Raw genomic sequence first — 23,092 nt, 5'->3', positions numbered from 1 at the left:
AGGGCATGAGTTGGATTTTTTCATGGTTACTTCTTTTTCCCACCAAAAGCATCTTTCATTTTATCAAAAAATCCTTCTGGTTGTTGTTCGTTCGTTTCATGGCCACTGGCTTTTGCATAAGCCCGCAATGCCTCTTTTTGTTCCTCATTTAAGTTCTTAGGTGTGATCAGCTTCACTTTGACCTGTTGATCGCCATTGCCGCCTCCCCGTAAGCGAGGGGCTCCTTTACCGCGTAAGCGGAAGTTTGTGCCTGTTTGCGTACCAGCTGGAATTTTTAATTTCACATTCCCGTGAACCGTTGGTACATTGACTTCGTCGCCTAAAGCAGCTTGGACAAAGTTTAACGGCAGTTCGTAATAAATTTCCGACCCATCACGGTCAAAAATATCACTTTCTTCTACTCGGAAAACAACGTACAGATCGCCATAAGGACCACCATTGGTGCCAGCTTCTCCTTGACCAGACAAGCGCATTTGTTGTCCATCTTCGACACCTGCAGGTACGTTGACTTTCACACTGTGTTTTTTCTTTTCATGGCCAGTACCATGACATGTTGTACATGGTTCTTTGATTTCTTTCCCAGTTCCATGACAAACATCACAGGTTTGACGGCTCATCACACGACCAAGCGGTGTTTGACGTTCAACATTGATGGTACCTGCACCATGACATTTATGACAGGTTTCTGGTGAAGTACCTGGTTTTGCCCCGTTCCCACCGCAGGTATGACAGGTTTCTTCACGATTGTATTGAACAGTTTTTTCCACTCCGAAAATCGCTTCTTCAAAGGAAAGATCAACCGCATATTGCAAGTCCGCTCCTTGTCGAGGTGCATTAGGATTGGCTGCTCTGCCGCCTCCACCACCGAAAAACGATTCGAAAATGTCTTCAAATCCACCAAAACCGCCACCGGAGAATCCGCCACTGTTAAAGCCACCGAATCCACCGCCATAACCGCCTCCGTAGTTCGGATCGGTACCAGCATGACCATACTGGTCATAAGCAGCTCTTTTTTGGGAATCACTTAATATTTCATAGGCCTCAGAAATCTCTTTAAACTTTGCTTCTGCATCAGGTTCTTTATTGATGTCTGGATGATATTGTTTTGAAAGCTTACGATAAGCTTTTTTGATTTCTTCATCCGAAGCCCCTTTTTGTAGACCTAAGACCTCATAATAATCTCTTTTGTCTGCCATTGGCTTCCCTCCACTCTATTCTTGCGTCTCTCGTATTTTAGCATATAATTCGCTCTAGAAAAATACGTTTCGCAAATTCATAAGAAAAAGCCAAAGCGGTGACTTTGGCTTTTTCACAAACAGCGATTATTTATCGTCACCGTCTACTTCTTCAAAGTCGGCGTCAACCACATCGTCTGCGCCGCCTTGTGCAGCTTCTGGATTTTCTTGTGCTTGTTGTTGTGCTGCTTGTTCGTATAATTTAACAGTTAAGTTTTGTACGATTTCATTCAAAGCATCACGTTTCGTTTTCATTTCTTCTAAGTTGTTTGCTTCAAGTGCAGCTTTCAACTCATCACGAGCTTCTTCCGCTTTTTTGACTTCGTCTGCATCCACTTTGCCTTCAAGCTCTTTCAATGTTTTATCAACAGTGAACAACAAAGCATCGACGTCATTGCGTAGATCAACTTCTTCTTTGCGTTGTTTGTCGGCTTCAGCGTTTGCTTCAGCATCTTTTACCATGCGTTCGATTTCTTCATCTGATAAACCTGAAGATGATTTGATCGTGATTTTTTGTTCTTTTTGTGTACCTAAATCTTTTGCAGAAACATTGACGATCCCATTTTTATCGATATCAAATGTTACTTCGATTTGAGGGATGCCACGAGGTGCTGGTGGAATATCCGTCAATTGGAATCTACCTAATGTTTTGTTGTCAGCTGCCATTGGGCGTTCTCCTTGCAAGACATGGATATCAACGGCTGGTTGATTGTCTGCTGCAGTTGAGAAGACTTGTGATTTACTTGTAGGGATCGTTGTGTTACGATCGATCAGTTTTGTGAAGACGGCACCCATTGTTTCGATACCTAATGATAATGGTGTAACGTCTAGTAAGACGACATCTTTCACATCACCTGTGATCACGCCACCTTGGATCGCAGCACCCATCGCTACCACTTCATCTGGGTTTACTGATTTGTTTGGTTCTTTATTGGTTTCTTTACGAACAGCATCAACTACTGCTGGAATACGTGTTGAACCACCAACTAAGATGACTTCATCGATTTCTGATTGTGATAAGCCAGCATCTTTCAAAGCTTGGCGTACTGGAATTTTTGTCCGTTCGACTAGGTCTGCGGTCAATTCATCGAATTTCGCACGAGTCAAGGTCATTTCCAAGTGCAATGGACCAGCATCACCAGCTGTGATAAATGGCAAGCTGATTTGAGTACTTGTTACACCTGACAAGTCTTTTTTCGCTTTTTCAGCAGCATCTTTCAAACGTTGCAAGGCCATTTTATCTTTTCCAAGATCAATGCCGTTTTCTTTTTTGAATTCTGCTACCATGTGATCGATGATTTTGTTATCAAAGTCATCCCCACCTAGGTTGTTGTCCCCAGCAGTTGATAATACGTCAAAGACGCCATCCCCTAATTCAAGGATCGATACGTCGAAAGTACCGCCACCTAAGTCAAAGACTAGGATTTTTTCATCTTTATCTGTTTTATCTAACCCATAAGCTAAAGCTGCAGCAGTTGGTTCGTTGACGATCCGTTCTACTTCAAGACCGGCAATTTTACCAGCATCTTTGGTTGCTTGACGTTGCGCATCGTTGAAGTATGCAGGAACAGTAATGACTGCTTTTTCAACTTTTTCACCTAAATAGTCTTCAGCAAATCCTTTGATGTATTGAAGAACCATTGCGGAAACTTCTTGTGGTGTATAGGATTTGCCTTCAACTTCTACTTTGTATCCAGCTTCACCCATATGGCGTTTAATAGAAGAAATCGTATTCGGGTTTGTTACTGCTTGGCGTTTTGCAACTTCCCCTACTTGGATCTCACCGTTTTTGAATGAGACAACAGAAGGTGTGGTACGGTTTCCTTCTGGATTCGTAATGATTTTTGCTTCGCCGCCTTCAAGGACAGCAACAGCTGAGTTTGTTGTTCCTAAGTCGATACCGATAATTTTACTCATAAGTAATACACTCCCTTTTTTAATTTAAACATCTACTTATAGATAGAAAGAACTATTGTGCAACGATGACCATGCTTGCACGCAAGACACGATCATGCAATTTATACCCTTTTTGCAAGACAGTAACGATTGTGTCTGCCGGTGTTTCATCAGAGGCGGGTACAGTCTGCACCGCTTGATGCAAGTTCGGATCAAACATTGCACCTTCAGCAGGAATCTCTTCGATTCCCTCTTCTTTTAAGGCTTGACGCAGACTTTCAAGAACCATTTCAACGCCTTTTTTCAAATTCGCAGCTTGGTCTTGATCGACATCTGCTGCCATCGCTCGTTCCAAATTGTCGATTGCTGGCAACAGTTTTTTGCCAAGATCTTGCGAGCGGTATTTTTGTAAAAGTTCCCGCTCGTTGCGGTTACGTGAAGTGATATTTGCGATCTCTGCACGAGCACGCAGGAATTGATCTTCCAATTCGTTATTCTTTTCTTGCAAAAGTTCCAATTCGCTTTTTTCCACTGCTTCTTCCTCTGGTTGAGGAGTCTGTGCTTCAGTTTCAGTTGATTCATTTGAAGATTCAGTTGTTTCTGCGGTTTCTTCAGCAGATTTATCTAATTCTTCATCTAAACGCTCTTCTTTTTCCGTCACGTTTCAACCATCCCTTCTACGATTTGTTTCATTGCCGCTTATTCATTGGCAGCGTCTAATGCGCGATAATAATCGGCCAATTTTTTTGCTAACTCGCCTCGAAAAACTTCCATCAATCCAAACATCCGTGAATACGGCATACTTGATGGACCTAATAAAGCGATCGTTCCTTGTCCATGACCTTCGATTTCATAGCTGGCTTGGATCAAACTCATATTTTGTAACAAGTCGTTGCCAAGCTCAGAGCCGATTCTGATTTGAATCGCAGAATCTCTTGGCGCCAGCAGCTGTGTCAGCTGATCTGCGTTTTTCATAAATGAATACATCGATTTGAACTGACTAACATCTTGCGTCGGTTCAAAATCCAGAAGATTCATTCGCCCGCCGACGAAGATTTTTTCTTCAAAAATATGGCTCAGCATCGTATCAAATAGATCAACGATTCCGTCAGTCGTTTGAAAATACTTATGCAGAATCATAGGAATCTCGGTTCTTAATCGATGGTAGACCGTCATTAGAGGTTCACCGATCAATTTGTCGTTGATGATCCTTACCATTTTTTCCAAATCTTCGCTGCTCATTGATTCAGGAAGAGTAAAGACTTGATTTTCGACATTCCCTTTATCCGTCACGATGATCGCGATGATCTGTCGTGCATTCAAAGGGACGATTCGAAAGCCCGTCAATTTCCTTTCCTTCATATCTGGCCCGAGAGACAACGCTGTATAGCTAGTCAAGTTGGACAAGATCGTGGCAGACTGCTGGATGATTTCATTGATTTCATGAAAATCTTTTCCAAAAGAATGACGAATGGTTTGAATTTCGTTTTGGTCAACTTCAGATGGCTTCAATAAGTGATCAACGTAATAGCGATACCCTTTTATTGATGGCACACGCCCTGAAGATGAATGTGTCTTTAACAGAAGTCCAGCTTCTTCCAGCGCCTTCATCTCATTACGAATGGTGGCAGAGCTAGCTTCAACCCCATCTTCCATCAATCGCTTCGAGCCCGTGGGCTGACCAGTATTCGTATAGTTTTGGATGATGAGGTGTAAAATCATTTGTTGTCTAGGTGTCAACATTTTATCCACTCCTCCGTTAGCACTCATTCCTATTAAGTGCTAACACGATTATAAATATACCATATTTGCTAGGAATGTCAAGTATTTGCATCACTTTTTTAGCACTCTTTCTAAGAGAGTGCTAAAAAAAGAAATCAAAAAAAGAAGCAGCGCGAAATGGCTACTTCTCTTCCTTGTTCTTTCTTATTTTTCTCCATCCAAGAGAAATGCTTCAAACACTTCGTTGCCAATGAACATCCCAGCTTTCGTTAAAAAGACACGATCACCTTGACTAGCCAACCAGCCTTTTTGAATCAACTGTTCGCTAGTTGAACCATAGATTTCCTGAAAAGACTTTCCGAATTTTTCTGCAAAGCGTATTTTTGAAATGCCAGCCTTTTTACGAAGGCCTAAAAACAGTTCCTCTTCCATTTGATTACTGGTTGTCAATTCTTCGGTTTCATGGATTGGCAATTGATTTTCCTGCAATGGTTTCAAATAATGCTGGATTGGACCTTTATTCTTGTAGCGGGTCTGTCCAAGATACCCGCTGGCGCCTGCCCCAAAGCCAAAATAATGTTCATTGTTCCAATACACTAGATTATGCAAGGACTCATACCCTGGTCGTGCAAAATTACTGATTTCATATTGATTCAAGCCAGCTTTTGTCATCGCGGCGATCGCCTCATCAAACATCTGCGTTTCAGCTTCTTGAGAAGGCAGCGCCATTCTCCCTTGGCGAACCCAGTTCATAAACATGGTTTTGTTTTCTAAAATCAAGGAATACATCGCATAGTGAGGCAACCCGAGATCAATCGCTCGCGTCAGTGTATCACGGAAGCTTTCTATGCTTTGTCCCGGAAGTGCATAGATCAAATCGATCGTCACATTCTGAAAATCATGTTTTTCTAGCAGCTGTATGGTTGAATAAACATCTTCAGCGGTATGCTTGCGGCCAATTTTTTTAAGCAAGCGATTATCAAAGGTTTGGACCCCCATCGACAAGCGATTGACTTGATGGTTTTTCAAAACCAGCATTTTTTCTTCACTCAAATCACCAGGATTTGCTTCCACGGTAAACTCTTTGGTTGTGTGGGTCGGCAGCAATTCATGCACACCTGCAAGCAATCGATCCAGCTGGTTCGCCGAAAGCGACGTTGGCGTCCCGCCGCCGATATAAATCGTTTCCGCCTCATTGATAGGCTGACGCAAGAGGGTCAGCTCAATTTCTTTTAGTAACGCTTCGATGTACTCATCCACTGGCTGCCCTTCTAAAAACACTTTGTTGAAGTCACAGTAGTAGCAGATATGTTCACAGAAAGGTATATGTATATACGCAGAAATATTTTGCGCGCTTTTTGTAGATGGATCGTTTATTGTTTGACCTTCAGGCATTCCTAAGTGATTCTCCTCTACCTTCTTTTTTTGCTCCCATCGCTGAGAGCATCGGCACTCATTGTAGCATAGTTCTTAGAATTCTCCTATCACTTGGACTATTTTGGGTAAGAAAAAACACCACTTCCAAGAAGTGATGTCTTCAAATAGTCATAGCAAAAATTAAGAGCACTACTCTTATTAAGTACGGTAAAATACCGCTTTTGTTCTTATCCCGCCCAGAAAAAAAATCTGTTTGTTACAAGAACTAACACTTCCCCCAAACTGTTAGCGCCACAATAGATAAGCTGTTGCTGACGGCTTACTTAACAAGAGCAGGACTCTTATTCTTGAAAGACAATTGCTTGTCTTATCTGACTTAAGTATACCTTTTTTAAAAAATTAAGTCCTATCATCTTTTTCACCAGTCTATGAAAACGATGAGAATCATCCCCTTGGCGACCGTTATAGAATGTGCAGCAAAATATCGATCAGATAGCGGATCAACCGATACGCAATAAATAAGAAGAAAATATTTCCCAGCAAGAATTGAAAAACATTGCCGATCGATCCCTTAAAGGAGCGAAAGCTGAAATAACGCGACCAACGATTGAACCCGTTTTGGCGATTTCGTTTCAAACGATACGCTTCATCATACTTCATTTCCAAGAGATCATAGTAAAAAAGCATCAAGGGTTGTTGCACAAAGAAAACTTTTTTATAGCCTGCCATCAACGTGTACTGCTTATTATTGGAAGGGAAGTTGCGATTGCCGTTTTTCTTCACGCGCATCGTTGTTCCATCGTTCATTGGGAACGCATAATGATCCTCGAATTCTGTCAGTTGATGAATTTGCGGCACCTGATTTTCTTCTTCAAAAGCACGTACGACCTCACTCGCTTTCTGAGAAAGTGAAACCAGCCACGCCATCATCCCTAGCAAAATACCTAGCAAGATGATATTTAAAAGCAAACTTTCTTGTAACAAAAATAAATAACCTAAGATAATCAAAATCGCCACACCCAGGGCAATCATTCTTCTACGGAAATAACTGCGATACATCAATTCAAAAGAGCGCCGATAATAGGCAAAATCTTCTTTTACAAAATCCATTTTTTCCACATCTTTCTGCGTTTAGGTTGCTGATAATGTATCAAAGATCCTTTTGAAAGTCAATTTTCCTCAAAAGTTTCAGCGTCTGATTTGTTTCAAACAAGAAAACGTTTTATAATGGAAGATGTAACAAAAAAAAGCGATGAAAGTAGGTTGAGATACGTGATATTACAAGAAACATTTACCTTGCAGAACAAACTGACAATTCCTAAGATTGGCCTTGGAACCTGGCAATCTTCTCCAGAAGATGCTTACAACGCAACAAAATTTGCCATTCAAAACGGTTATCGACATGTCGATACAGCGGCAGTATACAAAAACGAAGAAGCGGTTGGGAAAGCTGTGCGCGATTCAGGCGTTGCCCGCGAAGAAATTTTTGTTACCACGAAAGTACCTGCTGAGTTGAAGACCTACCAAGAAGCAGTTGATAGCATTGATGCTTCTCTAAAAAAACTTGACTTAGGGTATATCGATTTGATTTTGATCCACGCTCCTCGTCCTTGGAAAATCATGGGAAACAATCCAGAAAACAAAGATTTTTATCTTGAAAACATCGATGTTTGGAAAGCATTAGAAGAAGCCTACTTAAGTGGGAAAGTAAAATCAATTGGTGTTTCCAACTTCGATCAAAAAGATTTACAGAATATTTTTGATCATTGCGATGTGAAACCGATGGTCAACCAGTTTGTTTACCATATTGGACGTACAAATGAAGAATTATTGGCATTTTGTAAAGACCACGAAATTTTAGTGGAAGGCTATTCTCCAATCGCCACTGGTCGTTTACTCGATAACGATGCAGTGAAGACGATTGCGGAAGCTTATGGAAAATCTATTCCACAACTTTCAATTCGTTACTTGCTACAAAAAGACATTCTGCCATTGCCAAAATCCGTTCATGAAGAATACATTGCTGACAATGCCAAAGTTGACTTTGAAATTTCTGAAGAAGACATGAAGAAATTGGATGCGTTGCAAGCTTAAGAATGCTTACGTTTAATTGAAAAAAAGCAGTCCGATCAAGTCCAGTAAATACTGGTCATGGATCGGGCTGCTTTTTTTCTTCTAAAACTCTGTTTACAAAAACAATCGTTTCTTAGTCTGTCAAAGCTGGATTCTTCTTATGTTAGTTGCTCAAAGGTACCCCACACTTTTACTTCTTGTTTTTCTACCATCGTTCTGCCTTTCGCTAGAACCGTTTCTACTACTAATGTTTCTTTGTTCAGCAAGCAAATATCAGCATCCATCCCTGCTGCAAGACGTCCCTTTTGATCAAGCTTCAATACTTTCGCTGGATTAGAAGTGATTGCTCGAATGGCGATCTCCAATGGAATCTGCTCTTTTTGGACTGCTTCTTTAATGCCTACCATCAGCGCTCGCGAACTACCGACACCCAGACCTATGAATTGATTGTTTTCATCAAAGTACGGGAGGCTGCCTTGCCCATCAGAGGTCATGGTAAATTGATCCAGCCCGATCCCTTCTGCTAACAAACGCTTCAGTCCTTTACTGAAGCGAACCTCATCGTCTTCTTTTTCCCAGAAATCAGGATCCTCACTCGCTGTAAAATCAATCGTTCCACCCATTTTTGCAAAAGCAATACTTGCTTCGAAAAGCTCGCTGGTCCGATTGGCATGTGTCGGTAAAAATTGGCTGATTGGAATCTCTGTTTCTTCGATAGTTCGTAAAAGCAGCTCATATTTTCTCTTTCCTCCACCTAAGTGGACGTTTACGATGCCTGCTTTTCCAGAAAGCATCCCACCAACACGGGCATCCGCCACCGCGCGGGTAAATTCTTCAAAACTCGGTTGTGAAGAACGATGGTCAGAAACGGCAATTTCACCGATACCAATAATTTTATCGATAGTCAAAAAATCTTGGATGATGGAATCCGTGACGGGCGTCAAAGGCAATCGATACGAACCGTCATAAAGATAAGTCGTGATGCCTTCCGCCTCTAGTCCACGGGCCTTACTGATCAAGGCAGTCATATCTCTGCCTACTCCGTCAGTACCTAAACAGCCAACCACTGTCGTTACCCCCGCAGAGGTCAGCTGAGACAATTTCACTTCTGGTGTCCGGTTTTGAAAGCCGCCTTCCCCGCCACCACCTAAGATATGAAAGTGGCAGTCAATAAAGCCGGGCACAGCGAGTAACCCTGTGCCATCGATTTCTTCAAGAGGGACACCTGGGAACCCTCCTTCGATCGAATCTTGAATAGCAATGATCTTGTCTTCGCTTAATAGAATATCTTTTTTTCCTAAATAGTCAGGCGCGTAAACCTCTGCTTGTCGTATCACCTTCATGAGTGCTTCCTCCTTGTGTCTGATTGCTTCTTATTGCAAGCCGATCGCGACCGCAATAAAGATGAAGATCGTTCCTAATACAAATAAGAAACCTTGCATTTTGATCTGGAATTTCGCCCATTTCACCCATTCGATTCTTGCGACACCTAGCACACCGATCAGACTTGCCGATACTGGAGTGAAGGCATCCATGAAGCCTGAGCCTAATTGATAAGCCAATACAGCGATCTGTCTTGAAACACCTAAAAGATCAGCTAATGGCGCCATGATCGGCATGGTCAATGCAGCCTGACCTGAATTGGAGGTCACGATCAAATTGAAGAAGCTTTGGAAAATGTACATGAACCATGCCCCAATAAATGCTGGAACATTGCTTAACAAACCACCGATGCTGTGCAAAATCGTATTCAAGGCTGACGGCACGTTGGCATCAGAACCGCCGAGAACCAGAAGAATCCCTTTGGCCATCCCTACAACGATTGCAGTTCCCGCTAATTCTGAGGCTCCTGATTGAAAGGCACTCGCCACATCATTCAAGCCCATATTTTCTAATTTGAAAAGAACCGCTATGATTCCTGCCCCTAAGCCCATAACAAAGAATTGAGAAGCGATCTCGGGAATATAATAGCCTTTTTGTGTCACACCCCATACGATCCAGATCAAGACCGCCAGCATTTCAACCAAGATCAATTTATGACCTAATAAAAATGGTTTTTGCTCACTGGAGGTTTTTTCAAGATGATTTCGAAAATACGCATCTGATTGATACGTGAGCGATTTCTCAGGATTCTTGCGAATTCTTTCGGCATAGATCATGAGGTATCCTGCGGATAATGCGGTAACCACGACCCACATGATGATTCGGAACGTTGCGCCTGAAAGAACGGGAATACCTGCGATCCCTTGAGCCACTGCCACACTAAATGGACTCATCCACGAGGTGGCATTCCCAATCTGGGAGGCGACATAGGTGACAGTGACCGCCACGATCGAGTCATACCCTAATGCGATCACGAAAGGCACCATGACCATCGAAAACGGAATGACTTCTTCTGCCATCCCAAAAGTAGCACCACCAAATGAAAAAGCAAAGAACAACAGCGGCAATGCCAAACGTTCTAATCCACGGGTTTTGCTGATAAATGCAAAGATCCCCGCATCGATCGCTCCCGTTTGCATGATAATACCAAATGCACCACCGACCACTAAAATCAGTGCTGCAATCCCTACTGCTGAGCCGTATTTGTCGCCAGAAACCAACCCTTCAAAAACAAAATTTAAAAAGCCGAAACCGCCAAAGTCATCGGTTCCCCAAACCTTGGCTGTTTTATGCAGTTTTTCTGAAGTATCATAAATCTTTTCGCCATAAAGGCTGTAAAGGGTGTCATCCGTTAGCCCGACCTCATCTAATTGACTCTGGGACAACTCTTTAGGCCCTTCAGCTAGAACAGCTGCTAAAGCTTCAGGATCGACATCTAATTCTTCCAGCTCTTGTGGATCGTCTTCCAATTGATTCAACTGTTGATAGACGTATTCGTTATCTAACGGGTAGGCATAACGAAACGAATCTTGCATCAAGACCGTTCTGGTACTTATGTCCCCATTTGCATCGGTATACTCGATTTCTTGTGTACTAAATTTCCCAGCAGGAACTAAGAAAGTCAGCAACCATGCCAACAGCACGACCCCAAAAATGATGACATACGTATGCGGCGTTTTCATTTTGGTTAAATCTTTCTTTTCTTTCCCCTTTTTCGCTTTTTTTCCAATTGTCACTTTTTCTCTCCCTTTCCCTTTGCAGCGTACTGCATAAATTATCATTTTAGCCTATTTTTTAGTATATCGAAAAAACGTTTTTTCCTCATGGGGAAAGCATTAGAATTCAAATAAACTACGTTATAAAAAGAGAGAAAAAGAAAAAGTGAAAAGAAGCCAGAAACGCTTCTTTTCACTACGAATGACTAGTTTTCTTCAGAAAGCCCATCAAAATAAGCTTCAGTGTCTCGTTCATCTTGCTTTAATTGCTCGATCAACGCTTGTGCGCCATTGAAAGCGACTTGATCACGTAAGAAATGATGCCAACGGATCGCCACGGTTTCACCATAGATATCTTGGTGAAAATCGAGAATATAAATCTCTACTGTTAACTGGCGACCTTGACCAAACGTATCATTGTGACCAATCGATCCCATCGATGGATACCACTTGTCACCAACTTTGATTTCCGTCACATAGACGCCTTCTTTTGGCAACCGAACGGTGCTCTTCACTTTGATATTTGCGGTTGGAAACCCAAGTTCTCGTCCTCTAGCATCACCGTGAACGACGGTTCCTTCAAATTCATAAATATACCCTAACAAGCGATTGACTTGCGCCATATCACCATTTTGTAGTGCAGAGCGAATGCGTGTGGAGCTGACCTTTTCCTCATGAAACGATTCTTGCGCGACAGTCACGACTTCAAAACGTCCTTCTGCATAGGTTGGCAAAAGCGCCATGTTGGCTATCTCTTTCTTGCCATAGGTATAGTCAAAACCTGCAACAACAACTTTTGCATGCAGTCCGATCATGTATTCATCTACAAATACTTGCGGTGCCAAATTTGCAAAAGCAGAAGTAAATTCAATGATATAAAGAATATCTACCCCAAGTTGTTCCATGTGCGCTTCTTTTTGCGGCAAACTGGTCAGGTATTGCATTTTTTCAGGATCAACCTTTTGAAAAACGATCGAGGGATGCTGATTAAAGGTCATCAACGCCAATTTTAACCCTTTCTCCTCTGCAATCTTTCGTCCTGTTTCAATGACTTTTTGATGACCTAAATGCACGCCATCGAAAAAGCCTAAAACTAAGACGATCTCCTCATCAGGAATCGCTGCGTGATCATAAGGGTGTCTTATTTCAATGATTTCCATATTCATTCTCCTATTTCTGTACGGATGACTTTTACCGGTTTCATCATATCCTGGTATTTGTCATGAGCTTTATAGATACTGATCAATTGTTCTCGATAAAAAATCGCCACTAATTCCTCTGGGCGCTTTGGTAATCCAAACGCGCTGAAGGGCAAACGCATGCCATTTTTTACTTTCTGCCAGAGGTCTGCATCGATCGTCACTTGAAGAAATTCTGATACCCCATATTCCACCGGTAGCAGTAGTTCCGAAACACGTTGTTCATCGACTGCCTTTTGCACCTCTGCAATCGTGTAAGATTGTTCTTTAGAAAAACCACCGCTTTTTAAGCGAGTCAAATCAGACATATGCGCGGGTACACCCAGCAATTTCCCTGTGTCGACCGCTAACGTGCGAACATAAGTCCCTTTTCCACAAGAAACTTCAAAACGCCAGCTTTGCGTATTGTCCTCATGAAAAACCGGCTCTGAAATTCGTTTGAAGGAATAAATATCTGCTTTGCGCTGTGGCCGCTCGACAGTTTCATTGTTGCGAGCATATTCGTAAAGTCGTTTGCCATTGACTTTGACCGCCGAATACATCGGCGGGATCTGGGTAATCGTCCCCGTCAACTGTTTCATTGCCTGATCGATTTCTGTCTTCGTAAACGGACGAGTTAGTGCTTGTTGTTCAACGATATCCCCCGACCGATCTTCTGTAGTGGTACTGAAGCCCAAGGTGATTTCCCCGGTGTAGACTTTTCCAGAATCAACCAAGTATTCGACGATCTTCGTTCCTTTTCCGATACAAACGGGCAAGACACCATCCACGTCAGGATCTAGTGTGCCGCTGTGTCCGATTTTTTTTGTCTTTAATATTTTTCGTAATTTAAACACGCAGTCGTTACTTGTTTGTCCACGCTCTTTCCATAATGGTAAAATCCCGTCCATCGTATTCCTCCATTTCACTTCAACTTGCTTATTATAACATATAAAAAAAATTCATTGCACGACAAAATCCTTTTCGCTCCTTCTCATTACATGATAAACTAAGCATATAAGGAGGTCCTAAAATGGTTGTTTTAACGATAGGGTCATTTATTGGATTTGCCATCTTTTTGATCATGATTCAGCTCGGCACGATGCAGCGTTGGGAAGAAGCGTTTGCTTTGCAGATCATCCAAAGCCGTACGCCTTCTTTGACGCGCATGATGCACTTTTTTACCAATTTAGGAAAAGCCTTTCCGACAGTTGCGATCGCTTTACTATTGTTTGTCTTTCCATCATCGCGGGCGGATCTTGCACCAAAAACAGCAGTCAGTATCTTCATAGTATCAGCAGCTGCTTACCTGATCAAACGGATCGTCCGACGAGATCGTCCGATCGATCATCGTTTAGTTGAAGAAAAAGATCACAGCTTTCCTAGTGCCCATGCTGCCACATCCGCTGCCATGTACGGAACGATCGCCTTGAATCTTGGACAATTGGTTCCCTCAGCAGTCCTTCCGATGACTCTGCTGGCAGTTTTGTTAAGCTTTATGATCGGCTTTAGCAGAGTCTACTTAGGGATCCATTTTTTAACAGATGTGATCGGAGGCTGGCTCTTGGGGACAGGTGTTGCTGGACTGGTAACTTTACTGATGAATACCTGATGCTCTTTTCAAATAAAAAAGAACAGCTTCGATTGGAAGCTGCTCTTTTTTTTATTCTTCTGAGTGCAATGCGCGAATCATTTCATCAATTTTATTCCCGTATTGTACTGATTCATCCAATTCGAATTGGATTTCTGGAACTTTATAGAGCGTTAACGCTTGACCTAATTCACGACGAACCAAGCCAGTTGCTTTTTCCAGTCCTGCTTGGGCTTTTTGCTTATCTGAAGCTAAGTCCGTTAGGGTGCTGTAAAAGATCGTTGCTTGCTGTAAATCACCAGTTACTCGTACATCTGTGATCGTCACATCTTGCACGCGAGGATCACGAACTTTTTTACGAAGAATTTGATTGACTTCTTTTAAGATTTCTTGCGCCACTCGGCGATCTCGATAGTTAGCCATTCAAAAAGCCTCCTTGTATAGTTGTCATTCCGTTATTTTGTCGGTACTTCTTCCATGACATAGCCTTCGATCACGTCATCAACTTTAAGATCGTTGAATTTCTCGATCATCGCGCCACATTCAAACCCTAGCTTCACTTCTTTGACATCATCTTTGAAGCGTTTCAAGCTGGCAAGTTTGCCTTCATAGATAACGATGCCGTCACGAATCACCCGTACGCCACTGTCACGGCGAATACTGCCTTCCGTTACGTAGCAACCTGCGATCGTGCCCACTTTAGATACTTTGTATGTTTCACGAACGATCATTTGACCAGTGATTTTTTCTTCGAATTCAGGATCAAGCATCCCTTTCATCGCGGTTTCGATTTCTTCGATCGCTTTGTAGATGATGCGATGCAAACGAATATCGACTTTTTCCGCTTCCGCTTGCTGTTTGGCTTGCGGTGTTGGACGGACGTTAAATCCGATGATGATGGCATTACTTGCTGCTGCTAGCGTTACATCACTTTCATTGATTGCACCAACAGCTGAATGGACGATGTTCACTCGCACACCTTCAACATCGATTTTCTTCAATGAAGCAGCTAATGCTTCAGCTGAACCTTGTACGTCTGCTTTGATGATGACATTTACTTCTTTCAGTTCGCCTTCTTTTAGACTTTCAAACAAGTTATCCAATGTCACACGACTGCTTGATGCGCGTTGCTCCATCAAAGCACGTTTTGCACGTTCTTCTCCCGCTGCTCGAGCTGTTTTCTCGTCTTCAAAAGTAACGAAACGATCACCTGCTTGAGGCACATCATTCAATCCTGTGATTTCGACTGGAGTAGCAGGTCCAGCTGCTTTATCACGACGACCTAAATCATTCGTCATTACGCGAACACGACCGAAAGTATTCCCTACAACAATTGGATCACCTACATGAAGAGTCCCTTGTTGAACCAATAGTGTTGCTACAGGACCTTTGCCTTTATCAAGGCGCGCTTCAATAACGGTACCGATCGCCCGTTGGGTAGGATCAGCTTTCAAATCTTCGACTTCTGCTACTAAGAGGATCATTTCAAGCAATTCTTCAATGTTTTGCCCAAATTTCGCTGAAATTTCAACAAAGATCGTATCGCCGCCCCAAGCTTCAGGAATCAGCTCATGTTCGCTTAATTCTTGCATCACGTGTTGTGGGTTAGCACCTGGTTTATCGATTTTGTTTACTGCCACGATGATCGGCACTTTTGCTGCTTTCGCATGGTTGATTGCTTCCACTGTTTGTGGCATCACTCCATCATCAGCTGCGACAACAAGAATCGTGATATCGGTGATACTTGCTCCCCGTGCACGCATACTGGTAAAGGCCGCGTGTCCAGGAGTATCTAAGAAAGTGATTGGTTTGCCATTGATGTCGATTTGGTAAGCCCCAATATGCTGGGTGATTCCTCCAGCTTCACCACTTGTTACGCGTGAATGACGTAAAGTATCAAGCAATGTTGTTTTCCCGTGGTCAACGTGACCCATGATAGTCACAACAGGTGGTCGTGATACTAAATTCTCTTCAATTTGTTCTTCTGCTTCGAAGAATTTATCGATGTCTGCGATATCCACTTGAACTTTTTCTTGTGGTTCGATTCCGTAATCGGTAGCAAGCAGTTCAATCGTATCTTTATCTAAAGGTTGGTTTTGATTGACCATAACCCCCATCATAAAGAGTTTCTTGATGATCTCTGCTGGTTCACGGTAGATTTTTTTCGCGATATCCGCTACGTTCATGCCTTCTGAATATTCCAATACTTCTGGTAGCTCACGGAATTTACGTGCTGGAACTGGCGGTTTCTTTTCCGTCTGCTGACGGCCTTTTTTCCCTTTTTTGTTAAATTTATTGCGATTGTTGTTGTTGAAATTGTTATTACGTCCACCGTAGTTTGACTTGCCGCGGTTTTGATTTCCTCCACGGGAATCATTCGAGCCTTGCGGACGGTTATTGTTACGGTCTGCCCCTTGCGTATTTCCTGCAGATTGAGCGGCCGGACGGTTTTGTTGCCCTTGGTTATTTGGACGGTTTTGCTGTCCTTGGTTTGTTGGGCGATTTTGTTGCCCTTGATTATTCGGACGGTTTTGTTGTCCTTGGTTTGTTGGGCGATTCTGTTGCCCTTGATTATTCGGACGGTTTTGCTGTCCTTGATTGTTCGGACGATTTTGTTGCCCTTGGTTGTTTTGACGGTTTTGCTGTCCTTGATTGTTCGGACGATTTTGTTGCCCTTGGTTGTTTGGACGGTTTTGCTGTCCTTGGTTTGTTGGGCGATTTTGTTGCCCTTGATTATTCGGACGGTTTTGTTGTCCTTGGTTTGTTGGGCGGTTTTGTTGCCCTTGATTGTTACGATTCTCTTGGTTATTCACTCGATTATGACTTCCTTGGTTATTTGGTCTGTTACTTCCTTGACTGTTCGTGCGATCTACTTGTCCTTGACCAGCAGGACGGTTATTGCTTTGCGTAGTTCGCTGTTGACTTTGATTGTTATGACGGTTTTGGAAGTTAGGATTATTTCTTTGCGTTTTAAATTTCTTTTGTTCTTGTTTTTCCGGCTGGTTGGCTGGTTTCTGATTTGCGGGATTTGAGTTTGCAGATGTTTTACCATTTGGATTGCCGCCTAATGACTGCTGCAATTTTTGCGCCTCTCCATCTGAGATCGCGCCCATATGATTTTTGACATCAAAGCCTAAAGATTGTGCTTTTTCAACAACCTCTTTGCTCGACTTATTCCATTCTTTTGCAAGTTCATAAATTCTTTTTTTTCCCATGCAATCACCTTCCTAACCTAATATTAATTCCTGCACCTTCCTTGCAAATCCTTGATCTAAGATGCCAATGACCATTCTTGGTTTCCCAATGGCCGCACTGATTTCATCAGCAGAAAATGCATCTAGGAGCGGAATTTCGTAATAAGAACTTTTGTCCTTAATTTTCTTTTGTGTATTTTTACCAGCATCACTGGCGATAATGACTAAAGCAGCTTTCTCATTGCGAATCTCTTTTAAAGTCATTTCTTCACCAGTTACTAATTTCCCAGCACGCATGGCTAGTCCTAACATATTTAATGCTTTGGTTTTATTCATTTGCAAATAACTCTTTTCGCGCTTTTTGGTGCGTTACATAGTCCAATAGTTCTTGGTAAAATTCATCTGTCAATTTCGTTTCCAGCACTCGATCCAAGATACGCTTATCCCATGCTTTCTGGGCTTCAGCCGGTTCGATCGCTATATAAGCTCCCCGACCTGGCATTTTTCCTGTCGGATCGATGGAAACAACGCCTTCTTTTGAACGAGTGATACGAAGCATTTCTTTCTTAGGTAGCATTTCGCCTGAAATCACTGATTTTCGTAAAGGAATTTTTCGTTTTTTCATCACGATCTCACCTCAACTATTTTTCGTCAAACTCAACATTTTCATAATCATCCGCAGTCATGTCTGATGGAAGGATCGCTTCATCAACTGTTTCTGCAGATTCTGTTGCTTCTGTGCTGATTTCTTCAGCAGCTTCTGAAGCGTTGGCATCATACTCATCGATATAGTCGCCTTCATCCAGCTTCGCATAAAATTCTTCCATGTCTGTTTCTGATTTGATATCGATTTTGAAGCCAGTCAATTTGGCTGCTAGACGAGCATTTTGTCCGCGTTTACCGATCGCCAATGATAATTGGTAATCAGGCACGACAACAGTACATGCCTTCGGATTATCAACGTCGAAAATAACGTCGCTGACTTCTGCTGGATTCAACGCATTGGCGATGAAGATCGCTGGATCTTCATTCCATTCCACGATGTCCATGTTTTCGCCTTTTAGTTCATTGACGATCGCTTGAACCCGTTGACCTTTAGGACCAACACAAGTGCCGACTGGATCGACGTTGGCATCAAAGGAACGAACAGCAACTTTGGCACGATCCCCTGCTTCACGAGCAATACTTACGATCTCTACAGTACCATCATATACTTCTGGCACTTCTTGTTCAAATAATCGGCGTAGCAAATCTGGATGGCTACGGCTAACGAATACTTGAGGGCCTTTCGAAGTATTTTCAACACGAGAAACGAATACTTTGATCCGATCATGGGGTTGATAAAACTCATTTGGCATTTGGTCTTGTTTTGAAAGCACGGCTTCAATTTTGCCTAAGTTTACATAGATATAACGATTGTCTTGGCGTTCAACGATTCCTTGCAGAATGTCTTTTTCGTACGCACTAAATTCGTTATAGATAATGTTTCTTTCTGCTTCACGGACCCGTTGCAAAATGACTTGTTTTGCCGTTTGCGCCGCAATACGACCAAAGTCTTTAGGCGTTACTTCAAAACGGATTTTGTCGCCGATTTCATAAGCGGGATTGATTGTCATCGCTTCTTTTAATGAAACCTCTAGTTGCGAGTCCATGACTTCTTCTGTCACTTCTTTGACTGCATAGACGTGGATGTTGCCTTTTTTCTGATCAAATTCAACTTCCACATTTTGCGCTTGCCCGTAATGACGTTTGTACGCTGAAACCAATGCCGCTTCCAAGGCATCGATGACAATCTCTTTTGAAATGCCTTTCTCTGCTTCTAATGCATCCAATGCATTCAACATTTCTTTACTCATGATTCTTTCATTCCTCCGTGTTTAAAATTGAATGGCTAAACGAGCTTTGGCAATATTTTTCCGGTCGATCGTTCGTTCTTTTTCTCTGGTTTTGATTCGGGTCTTAATAACTAGCTGATTTTCGTCGAATGACTGTAAAAAGCCTTCGAACTGTTTTTCTCCATCAATCGGTTGATATAAAGAAACATGAATGTACTCGCCGACTGCCCGTTGATAATCTGCTTCTTTCTTCAATGGACGCTCGGCGCCAGGGGAAGAAACTTCCAAGAAATAGGCCTGTGGAATAGGATCAGGTTCGCATTGGTCTAATTGTTCACTAAGTTGTTCACTGACAAAGGCACATTCCTCGATATCGATTCCGCCTTCTTTATCAATGAACACACGAAGAAACCAATTTTTCCCTTCCTTCACGAATTCTACTTCAACTAATTCAAATTTTTGCGCATCCAGAATAGGGGTCACTATATCTGTAACAGTTTCCACTACCGTACTCACAACATCGCCTCCTTTATTTCTCAACGAAACGAACTTCATTCCATTAAAAAGAGTGAGCGAAAAAACCGCTCACTCACTCTAAGTATCATTACATTGTAAATATAACACAATTTTCATAAAGATTCAACTACTGTCGCATGTTCCCTTCGCTTTCAGAAAAAAACAAAGTATTTTCTTAAAGATTTTTAATGCTTGGGTGAATGGCTGTTAGTGAATCACTTGACCAATCCGACGTAGTAGTTGTGGGAAAATGCTCTCTGGATCAAAGTCCATTGGCGCGTCATGTGGGAAATGAAGCCAGAGCCGACCACCATAAACCACTAGTACCAAAAGTGTCAATGTCACCCACAGGTTGTGACTGTAGTAAAGTTTGCTGATTTTCGGATTTTTTTTGAATAAAACAATTCCGAATACGATCGGCACTAACCAAAACAAGGGATGAAAATGCAGCGCACCTTCAAGATCACCCTGAAATAAGTGCAAATAGGCGCGCGTCATGCCACAACCTGGACAAGGAAACCCCGTTAACCATTTAAACGGACAAATCAATAATCTACCCAATCATCTGAATCAGACGAATCGTTTGTATTGTTAGATGAGGTCATGGCATTTTGATCAGCTGCTTCCCACATTTGGTTCATATCTCCTTGTAAAATCGCCATGTTGATGAAATCAAAAGCAAAAAGGCTCAAGACGACAAAAAGGATTTTGTTGTCACTTAGACGAGGCATATTCGCTCGTTGTTGTGCACTCATAAAGATATCCGCGATTCGATACCACCAATAAATTTGGTACAATCCGCAAGTAAGGATCGTGAGTAAAATCGACGTTTCTGGCGAAAGACGATTATCCCCGCTGTATTCTGCCAGCTCTTTGGTTGTTTGGTACATCCAAAAGAATGTATAAATGCCACAAGTAATAAATGTTAATAAAATGACCGATACAACCGATTTCTTTCTAACTCCGTAATTATAATTCATTACAAACTCCTTTTCTTTTTTCATTTTTGCCACTTATCAATTATACTACAATATAATCATCGTAACAAAACCTATTTGTTTATTTTTATGAATTTAGACAAAAAAGCACCGTCTTAAAGAAGGTACTTTTTCGCTTCATCCATTATAAAACTATTTTCGACTATAGTTTTTCACTTCTGCAGCCATTGCATCAACAAACAGATTCAATTCTTCGACTTGGGTCTCTTTGCTGCCGTAGCGACGGATATTGACTGTCGCGTCATTGACTTCTTGATCCCCAACAACGATTTGGTAAGGAATTTTTTGGGTTTGTGATGCGCGGATCTTATACCCCATTTTTTCGTTGCGGTCATCCACTTCTACCCGCAGTCCTTGTGCCTGCAAACGTTCTTTGATTTCGTAAGCATAGTCACTGTGAGCTTCGACTGAGACCGGAATGATCGATGCTTGGATTGGTGCCAACCAAGTCGGGAATGCCCCTTTATAGACTTCTGTCAGGTAAGCCACAAAACGTTCCATCGTTGAAACGATTCCGCGGTGGATCACCACTGGACGGTGATTGTTTTCGCCATCTTCACCAACATATGTTAGATCAAACCGTTCAGGCAATAAGAAATCCAATTGGATCGTTGACAAGGTTTCTTCCATACCTAAAGCTGTTTTCACTTGGACATCTAGTTTAGGTCCGTAGAAAGCTGCTTCACCGTCAGCTTCAAAATAATCCAATTCTAATTCATCCATGGCCGCTTTTAGCATTGTTTGCGCATTTTCCCACATCGCATCGTCATCAAAATATTTGTCTTTGTTTTGTGGATCGCGATAACTTAAACGGAAACGATAGTCAGTAATATTAAAGTCTTCGTAAACGCCCACCATAAGATCCAGTGTCCGTTTGAATTCTTCTTTGATTTGATCAGGACGAACAAATGTATGACCATCATTTAAGGTCATTTCCCGAACCCGTTGCAACCCTGATAGTGCCCCTGATTTTTCATAGCGGTGCATCATTCCTAATTCAGCGATCCGAATTGGTAGTTCACGATACGAATGGATGTCATTTTTGTAAACCATCATGTGATGTGGGCAATTCATTGGTCGTAGAACCAGCATTTCGCCATCCCCCATATCCATTGGTGGGAACATGTCCTCGTGGTAATGATCCCAGTGCCCTGATGTTTTGTATAAATCCACGTTTGCCATGATTGGTGTGTATACGTGTTGGTACCCAAGGCTAACTTCTTTATCCACGATATAACGCTCGATCGTACGACGGATCGTTGCTCCTTTTGGCAACCAGAAAGGCAAACCCGCGCCGACTTCAGGGGACAACATAAACAATTCTAATTCTTTCCCTAATTTACGATGATCGCGTTCTTTTGCTTCTTCTCGTAAACGAATAAATTCCTTCAAGTCTTTCTTATCGAAAAAGGCTGTTCCATATACCCTTTGCATCATTTGATTATCAGAACTTCCACGCCAATAGGCTCCGGCTACTGATAACAATTTGTACACTTGGATACGACCTGTCGATGGGACATGAGGGCCGCGGCATAAGTCAACAAATTCTCCTTGCTGATAGGCAGTAATCGTTTCGTCATCTGGTAATTCTGTGATCAACTCAACTTTGTATGGATCTTCAGCAAAAAGGGTCAACGCTTCTTCTTTTGTTAACACGCGGCGTTCGATTGGCAGATTTTCTTTGATGATCTTCATCATCTCTGCTTCGATTGCTGGTAGATCTTCTGCAGTTACTGGGTTTTCCCCATTGTCTGTGTCATAGTAAAAACCAGAATCAATTGCAGGTCCTACCCCAAACTGGATCGATGGATAGAGTCTGCGCATGGCTTGAGCCATTAAATGAGCTGTCGAATGACGAAGTAAGCCTAAGGCGTCTTCATGATCGGGTGTCACGATCTCAATCGTTGCATCTTCTTCGATCGGACGTGAAAGATCGATCAGTTGTCCATTGACTTTTCCAGCTAAGGCTTTCTTTGCAAGACTTTTCGAGATACTTTCAGCAATCTCTTTGGTTGTTACCCCAACAGCAAATTCTTTTTTTGCGCCATCAGGAAATGTAATAAATAATGACATATGAATGTCCTCCTTTGATGATTTCAATCAATAAAAAAAGTCCTAGTATCGGTTACGATACTAGGACGATCACTCGTGGTTCCACCTATTCTTCAAAAACAGAAAAAGTCTGTTTTCCTCTTCATGAGATAACGGTTCAACCGCCTCCGTTTCAACAGAGGTCTTAAAAAAGTGGTCATCCTTTGGTTTTCTTCTAGGAAATTTTCAGCCAAGATTTCCCTCTCTTATCGAAGACTCTCAAATTCAGGTGTCTTTTTTATTGATCGATTATGGCTCAATTAAACCACTCTCTTGATAAAAAAGCAA

21 protein-coding genes are annotated in these 23,092 nt (G+C 42.2%); 2 read left to right on the top strand and 19 right to left on the bottom strand.

The genetic code is table 11. From position 1 onward, the window contains the following. Window positions 1–26: 26 nt before the first annotated feature. From dnaJ to IGK14_RS06860, 6 genes are all read right to left on the bottom strand, one after another. Entirely contained in the window at window positions 27–1,196 is a 1,170-nt protein-coding gene (gene dnaJ / locus IGK14_RS06885) for a molecular chaperone DnaJ (protein WP_010748106.1), read from the bottom strand. A 126-nt stretch (window positions 1,197–1,322) separates the two neighbouring features. Then, window positions 1,323–3,152 carry a molecular chaperone DnaK gene (gene dnaK, locus IGK14_RS06880; RefSeq protein ID WP_005225936.1) on the bottom strand — a complete coding sequence of 610 codons (1,830 nt, stop codon included), beginning with the start codon at window positions 3,150–3,152 and terminating at the stop codon, window positions 1,323–1,325. A gap of 52 nt (window positions 3,153–3,204) precedes the next feature. Continuing rightward, window positions 3,205–3,792, bottom strand: coding sequence for a nucleotide exchange factor GrpE (grpE, locus tag IGK14_RS06875; RefSeq protein ID WP_010748105.1), 588 nt, complete (start codon window positions 3,790–3,792; stop codon window positions 3,205–3,207). Window positions 3,793–3,830: 38 nt separating this feature from the next. Next, complete coding sequence (hrcA, locus tag IGK14_RS06870; protein ID WP_005225934.1) at window positions 3,831–4,874, bottom strand: heat-inducible transcriptional repressor HrcA; 1,044 nt, start codon at window positions 4,872–4,874, stop codon at window positions 3,831–3,833. 183 nt (window positions 4,875–5,057) lie between these two features. Next, complete coding sequence (hemW, locus tag IGK14_RS06865; protein ID WP_010748104.1) at window positions 5,058–6,248, bottom strand: radical SAM family heme chaperone HemW; 1,191 nt, start codon at window positions 6,246–6,248, stop codon at window positions 5,058–5,060. Window positions 6,249–6,692: 444 nt separating this feature from the next. Next, on the bottom strand, window positions 6,693–7,340 hold the full coding sequence (locus IGK14_RS06860) for a hypothetical protein (RefSeq protein WP_010748103.1): 648 nt from the start codon (window positions 7,338–7,340) through the stop codon (window positions 6,693–6,695). Between the two features lie 117 nt (window positions 7,341–7,457). On the opposite strand from IGK14_RS06860, the gene IGK14_RS06855 reads away from it, so the two are divergent. Continuing rightward, the gene (locus tag IGK14_RS06855; RefSeq protein ID WP_051095331.1) at window positions 7,458–8,324 is read left to right on the top strand and encodes an aldo/keto reductase; all 867 of its coding nucleotides are present in this window, start codon (window positions 7,458–7,460) and stop codon (window positions 8,322–8,324) included. A gap of 137 nt (window positions 8,325–8,461) precedes the next feature. Here the strand turns inward: IGK14_RS06855 and iadA are convergent, their stop codons facing one another. The 4 genes from iadA to truB form a co-directional block, all read right to left on the bottom strand. After that, window positions 8,462–9,646 carry a beta-aspartyl-peptidase gene (iadA, locus tag IGK14_RS06850; protein WP_010748101.1) on the bottom strand — a complete coding sequence of 395 codons (1,185 nt, stop codon included), beginning with the start codon at window positions 9,644–9,646 and terminating at the stop codon, window positions 8,462–8,464. 30 nt (window positions 9,647–9,676) lie between these two features. Beyond that, complete coding sequence (gene yfcC / locus IGK14_RS06845; protein WP_170927566.1) at window positions 9,677–11,368, bottom strand: putative basic amino acid antiporter YfcC; 1,692 nt, start codon at window positions 11,366–11,368, stop codon at window positions 9,677–9,679. A gap of 239 nt (window positions 11,369–11,607) precedes the next feature. Then, a complete protein-coding gene (ribF, locus tag IGK14_RS06840; protein WP_010748099.1) occupies window positions 11,608–12,561 on the bottom strand; it encodes a riboflavin biosynthesis protein RibF in 954 nt (317 codons plus the stop codon). Window positions 12,562–12,563: 2 nt separating this feature from the next. After that, window positions 12,564–13,490, bottom strand: coding sequence for a tRNA pseudouridine(55) synthase TruB (gene truB / locus IGK14_RS06835; protein WP_010748098.1), 927 nt, complete (start codon window positions 13,488–13,490; stop codon window positions 12,564–12,566). A 122-nt stretch (window positions 13,491–13,612) separates the two neighbouring features. On the opposite strand from truB, the gene IGK14_RS06830 reads away from it, so the two are divergent. After that, entirely contained in the window at window positions 13,613–14,191 is a 579-nt protein-coding gene (locus IGK14_RS06830; protein WP_005235629.1) for a phosphatase PAP2 family protein, read from the top strand. A 51-nt stretch (window positions 14,192–14,242) separates the two neighbouring features. Here the strand turns inward: IGK14_RS06830 and rbfA are convergent, their stop codons facing one another. From rbfA to thrS, 9 genes are all read right to left on the bottom strand, one after another. Then, complete coding sequence (gene rbfA, locus IGK14_RS06825; RefSeq protein WP_005225925.1) at window positions 14,243–14,593, bottom strand: 30S ribosome-binding factor RbfA; 351 nt, start codon at window positions 14,591–14,593, stop codon at window positions 14,243–14,245. Window positions 14,594–14,625: 32 nt separating this feature from the next. Then, the gene (gene infB, locus IGK14_RS06820) at window positions 14,626–17,385 is read right to left on the bottom strand and encodes a translation initiation factor IF-2 (protein ID WP_016249837.1); all 2,760 of its coding nucleotides are present in this window, start codon (window positions 17,383–17,385) and stop codon (window positions 14,626–14,628) included. Between the two features lie 12 nt (window positions 17,386–17,397). Further along, window positions 17,398–17,700 carry a YlxQ-related RNA-binding protein gene (locus tag IGK14_RS06815; protein WP_005235626.1) on the bottom strand — a complete coding sequence of 101 codons (303 nt, stop codon included), beginning with the start codon at window positions 17,698–17,700 and terminating at the stop codon, window positions 17,398–17,400. Beyond that, window positions 17,693–17,989: an RNase P modulator RnpM gene (rnpM, locus tag IGK14_RS06810; RefSeq protein ID WP_005225922.1), complete on the bottom strand. Its 297-nt coding sequence runs from the start codon at window positions 17,987–17,989 to the stop codon at window positions 17,693–17,695. The genes IGK14_RS06815 and rnpM overlap by 8 nt, the downstream gene beginning before the upstream one ends. 16 nt (window positions 17,990–18,005) lie before the next feature. After that, a complete protein-coding gene (gene nusA / locus IGK14_RS06805; protein WP_008378144.1) occupies window positions 18,006–19,220 on the bottom strand; it encodes a transcription termination factor NusA in 1,215 nt (404 codons plus the stop codon). A gap of 21 nt (window positions 19,221–19,241) precedes the next feature. Next, complete coding sequence (rimP, locus tag IGK14_RS06800) at window positions 19,242–19,715, bottom strand: ribosome maturation factor RimP (RefSeq protein WP_005225920.1); 474 nt, start codon at window positions 19,713–19,715, stop codon at window positions 19,242–19,244. Window positions 19,716–19,922: 207 nt separating this feature from the next. Continuing rightward, on the bottom strand, window positions 19,923–20,261 hold the full coding sequence (locus IGK14_RS06795; RefSeq protein ID WP_170927565.1) for a DUF2752 domain-containing protein: 339 nt from the start codon (window positions 20,259–20,261) through the stop codon (window positions 19,923–19,925). Beyond that, window positions 20,261–20,695, bottom strand: a complete 435-nt coding sequence (locus tag IGK14_RS06790) for a DUF4234 domain-containing protein (RefSeq protein ID WP_008378150.1) — start codon at window positions 20,693–20,695, stop codon at window positions 20,261–20,263. Before IGK14_RS06790 ends, IGK14_RS06795 begins: the two co-directional genes overlap by 1 nt. Before the next feature lie 150 nt (window positions 20,696–20,845). Next, window positions 20,846–22,786 (bottom strand): threonine--tRNA ligase, encoded by a 1,941-nt coding sequence (gene thrS / locus IGK14_RS06785; RefSeq protein WP_010748094.1) that lies wholly within the window; start codon window positions 22,784–22,786, stop codon window positions 20,846–20,848. Between the last annotated feature and the right edge of the window lie 306 nt (window positions 22,787–23,092).

Source organism: Enterococcus sp. DIV0970a (genome assembly GCF_051711265.1).
Lineage (GTDB): Bacteria > Bacillota > Bacilli > Lactobacillales > Enterococcaceae > Enterococcus_D > Enterococcus_D casseliflavus.
Note: the sequence above shows the minus strand (reverse complement) of the source record. Positions and strands in the feature narration are given on the sequence as shown.

Coding starts and splice junctions, on each gene's coding strand:
- ribF (WP_010748099.1), bottom strand. CDS start 12,561: ATGGAAATCATTGAAATAAGACACCCTTATGATCACGCAGCGATTCCT.
- dnaJ (WP_010748106.1), bottom strand. CDS start 1,196: ATGGCAGACAAAAGAGATTATTATGAGGTCTTAGGTCTACAAAAAGGG.
- yfcC (WP_170927566.1), bottom strand. CDS start 11,368: ATGAAAACGCCGCATACGTATGTCATCATTTTTGGGGTCGTGCTGTTG.
- rbfA (WP_005225925.1), bottom strand. CDS start 14,593: ATGGCTAACTATCGAGATCGCCGAGTGGCGCAAGAAATCTTAAAAGAA.
- hrcA (WP_005225934.1), bottom strand. CDS start 4,874: ATGTTGACACCTAGACAACAAATGATTTTACACCTCATCATCCAAAAC.
- iadA (WP_010748101.1), bottom strand. CDS start 9,646: ATGAAGGTGATACGACAAGCAGAGGTTTACGCGCCTGACTATTTAGGA.
- dnaK (WP_005225936.1), bottom strand. CDS start 3,152: ATGAGTAAAATTATCGGTATCGACTTAGGAACAACAAACTCAGCTGTT.
- thrS (WP_010748094.1), bottom strand. CDS start 22,786: ATGTCATTATTTATTACATTTCCTGATGGCGCAAAAAAAGAATTTGCT.
- IGK14_RS06830 (WP_005235629.1), top strand. CDS start 13,613: ATGGTTGTTTTAACGATAGGGTCATTTATTGGATTTGCCATCTTTTTG.
- nusA (WP_008378144.1), bottom strand. CDS start 19,220: ATGAGTAAAGAAATGTTGAATGCATTGGATGCATTAGAAGCAGAGAAA.
- IGK14_RS06860 (WP_010748103.1), bottom strand. CDS start 7,340: ATGGATTTTGTAAAAGAAGATTTTGCCTATTATCGGCGCTCTTTTGAA.
- truB (WP_010748098.1), bottom strand. CDS start 13,490: ATGGACGGGATTTTACCATTATGGAAAGAGCGTGGACAAACAAGTAAC.
- IGK14_RS06855 (WP_051095331.1), top strand. CDS start 7,458: ATGGAAGATGTAACAAAAAAAAGCGATGAAAGTAGGTTGAGATACGTG.
- hemW (WP_010748104.1), bottom strand. CDS start 6,248: ATGCCTGAAGGTCAAACAATAAACGATCCATCTACAAAAAGCGCGCAA.
- IGK14_RS06815 (WP_005235626.1), bottom strand. CDS start 17,700: ATGAATAAAACCAAAGCATTAAATATGTTAGGACTAGCCATGCGTGCT.
- infB (WP_016249837.1), bottom strand. CDS start 17,385: ATGGGAAAAAAAAGAATTTATGAACTTGCAAAAGAATGGAATAAGTCG.
- rnpM (WP_005225922.1), bottom strand. CDS start 17,989: ATGAAAAAACGAAAAATTCCTTTACGAAAATCAGTGATTTCAGGCGAA.
- IGK14_RS06790 (WP_008378150.1), bottom strand. CDS start 20,695: ATGAATTATAATTACGGAGTTAGAAAGAAATCGGTTGTATCGGTCATT.